Source organism: Pelotomaculum sp. PtaB.Bin117, from assembly GCF_002067195.1.
Lineage (GTDB): Bacteria > Bacillota > Desulfotomaculia > Desulfotomaculales > Pelotomaculaceae > Pelotomaculum_D > Pelotomaculum_D terephthalicicum.
The window spans coordinates 1-2,966 of record NZ_MVQM01000014.1 but is presented as its reverse complement, the minus strand read 5'-3'; the positions used below and the strand labels follow the sequence as shown (position 1 = coordinate 2,966).

Here is a 2,966-nt window from a genome sequence, read left to right as displayed (position 1 = left end):
AGCTTAAAGCTTGTGTCTGTGATTTTTTCCAGATGTAAGCTTTTTATATATACGGCATCCTGTTGATATAGAAACAGTTTAAGACAAAAGAATCGGGAGGAATCAGGAATGCACAAAATCCGTCTCAAGAAGTCAATTTCCAAAGGGGTGGCAGTCATACTCTGCCTTTGGTTGACGACACTGCTGCCGGCCGGTTGCGGCAGCCGCCCGGCCGGCACCCAACAGGAACCTTCGACTCCGGCGGCTACGGAGTCAGCGACCCGGGTAATCACGGACATGGCGGGAAGACAGGTCGAGATTCCGGCGAAAATCAACACGGTCTATTGCGCCGTGCCGACTGCCGAAGCAATGATGTATTCTCTTGCTCCGGAAAAAATGGCCGCCTGGGTCAACGAGCCTTCCGGCGATGTGAAAAAGTACTTAAGCGACCGGGCCAAGAACCTTCCGGTTCTCGGGGGCTGGATGGGTGAGAAATGCACCGCCAATCTGGAGGAAATAGCTAAACTGGCTCCGGATCTCATTATTTTTATGACGGATCTTGACCCCGTCAATAAAGCAGCGGCCGGTCAAACAGCGGACAGCATTATGGATCAAACAAAGAGGCCTGCGGTTGTTATGGACTCCATATTTACCTCCACACCCGAAGTCTACAGGATCATGGGTGATATTTTAGGGATTCAGGACCGGGCCGAAAAGCTGGCAGCCTATTGTGAGCAAAAAATGGCGGCAATCGGCGATATGGTTGCCCAAATTCCGGAAGACAAGCTGGTACGCGTATACTACGCAGAAGGAACCGCCGGACTTGCTACCGATCCGGCTGATTCTCACCATGCAGAAGTTTTAAAGTTTGTCAGAGGAAAAAATGTCGCCGATGTGCCGGCCAAGAGCGGGCAGGGCATGTCGCCCGTTTCGATGGAACAGGTACTTGCCTGGAATCCTGACGCAGTTTTGGTCAGCTCCAACTCAGACGGCGTCAAATGCTATCAAAACATCTTGAGCGACGCTTCCTGGAACAAGGTCAAAGCAGTCAAAGACGGGAAAGTATATTTGACTCCCTCGCTTCCTTTCGGCTGGTTCGACCGTCCTCCCAATATCATGCGGATTCTCGGAATCGAATGGCTCGCGAGTGTGCTTTATCCCGAATATGCGGATATTAATCTGAACCAGGAAGTAAAAGATTTCTTCAGTCTCTTCTTTAATATGGATTTAAGAGACGAGCAAGTCACCGAACTGCTCAACCACTCAGTAAAGCAATAACCCCTGGCCATGTCCGGCCTGAAAATGATTGAAAGGGGAAGCTGATGCTGTGAGCGATGCACCTTTACAAAATAGGGCCGCAGCGGCCGATGTTCGTCCAATGAGCAGGGCAAAAAAGAGCGGATTGGTGCTGGTCATTTTATTCATCTTACTGCTCGCAATATTTCTCTGGTCTTTTACCGTCGGCCGCTATGCGGTTCCTTTGCCGGAGCTGCTCACGGTATTCTTCAGAAAAATGTTCGGGCTTTCGGCCACATGGTCGGACACCCTGGAAACAGTATTGTTTAATATCCGGATACCAAGAATTATCGTGGCGCTCATTATCGGCGCCGCGCTTTCAGTGTCGGGCGCCGCCTATCAGGGCCTTTTCCGCAACCCCATGGTCTCACCCGATATTCTGGGAGCATCCGCGGGCGCGGGTTTTGGCGCAGCCATGGCTCTCTTGTATTCGGCCGGTTCACTAACCATTCAACTGGTGGCCTTTGTGTTTGGTATTATTGCCGTTACGCTGACCTATCTAATCAGCCGTCTTATTGCTAAGGGCAATAATTCCGTACTTGTCCTGGTCCTAACCGGGATAGTTGTGACCAGCCTGTTTTCGGCTTTTATCTCGCTGGCCAAATATACGGCCGATCCCAACAACAAATTACCGGAAATATCGTTCTGGCTAATGGGCGGACTTGCCTCCATCACAGCTAAAAACGTCTCCCTGGTTCTAATTCCCTTTGTTATCGGCATCATTCCCATGCTGCTGCTCAGGTACAAGCTCAACGCGCTCTCTTTCGGAGAGGAGGAAGCGCAATCTCTGGGCTTGGACACTAAAAAAATCCGTTTTATCTACATCCTCTGCGCAACGCTCATTACGGCCTCGGCAGTGGCGACCGGGGGCATGATCGGCTGGGTGGGTCTGGTTATCCCCCATCTGGCCCGGATGCTGGTTGGCCCGAATTATAAGTATATGCTGCCGGCGTCGGTTTTGCTGGGCGGGGCCTATCTGCTGCTGATCGATGACCTTTCGCGTACTATTTTTGCGGTGGAGATACCCCTGAGTATCTTAACGGCGATTATTGGAGCGCCGTTTTTTATCTATCTGTTATTTAAAGGAAGGGATGCATGGACATGATCCTGGAAATAAAGGACGCGTCTTTCGGTTATTCCCAGAAGACCGTTCTCCGGAACATCTCTTTTAATGTCGGCGCCGGTGAATTACTTTGCCTGCTCGGACCCAACGGCGTCGGGAAAACGACTCTGTTTAAATCTATTTTGGGCTTTATCGCCATAAAGGGCGGAGAGATAATTCTTGACGGACAAAATATCAAAAAGTGGTCCAAGTCGCGTCTGGCCAAGGCTGTGGGTTATGTCCCCCAGGCGCATACGACGCCTTTTCCCTATACTGTCCTGGATGTTGTTTTAATGGGGCGCATAGCGCATCTTGGCCCATTCTCATCTCCCTCGCGGGACGATGTTAAGATTGCCGAAGAATCCCTTGAAAGACTGGGTGTTTCTTTTTTAAAAGATATGACCTATACGGAGATTAGCGGCGGCGAAAGACAAATGGCGCTTATCGCGCGCGCGCTTACGCAAAAACCTCAGATTCTGATCCTGGATGAGCCTACTTCCAATCTGGATTACGGCAATCAGGTAAGGGTTCTCCTGCAAATAAAAAAACTGTCGGAAGAAGGCATCGGCGTGATCATGACTTCCCATTT

Annotated in this window: 3 protein-coding genes; all 3 read left to right on the top strand. The window is 50.5% G+C overall.

The window, feature by feature from the left end:
* Positions 1 to 108 precede the first annotated feature (108 nt).
* Positions 109 to 1,257 carry an ABC transporter substrate-binding protein gene (locus A4E54_RS00535; RefSeq protein ID WP_286723695.1) on the top strand — a complete coding sequence of 383 codons (1,149 nt, stop codon included), beginning with the start codon at positions 109 to 111 and terminating at the stop codon, positions 1,255 to 1,257.
* A gap of 100 nt (positions 1,258 to 1,357) precedes the next feature.
* Complete coding sequence (locus A4E54_RS00530) at positions 1,358 to 2,380, top strand: FecCD family ABC transporter permease (RefSeq protein WP_240082684.1); 1,023 nt, start codon at positions 1,358 to 1,360, stop codon at positions 2,378 to 2,380.
* Positions 2,377 to 2,966, top strand: a 590-nt coding sequence (locus tag A4E54_RS00525) for an ABC transporter ATP-binding protein (protein WP_286723693.1), incomplete at its 3' end; no start/stop codon positions are given. The genes A4E54_RS00530 and A4E54_RS00525, both read left to right, overlap by 4 nt.

Bases quoted from the DNA above. Each gene is read 5' to 3' on its own strand.
- A4E54_RS00535 (WP_286723695.1), top strand. From the start codon at position 109: ATGCACAAAATCCGTCTCAAGAAGTCAATTTCCAAAGGGGTGGCAGTC.
- A4E54_RS00530 (WP_240082684.1), top strand. From the start codon at position 1,358: ATGAGCAGGGCAAAAAAGAGCGGATTGGTGCTGGTCATTTTATTCATC.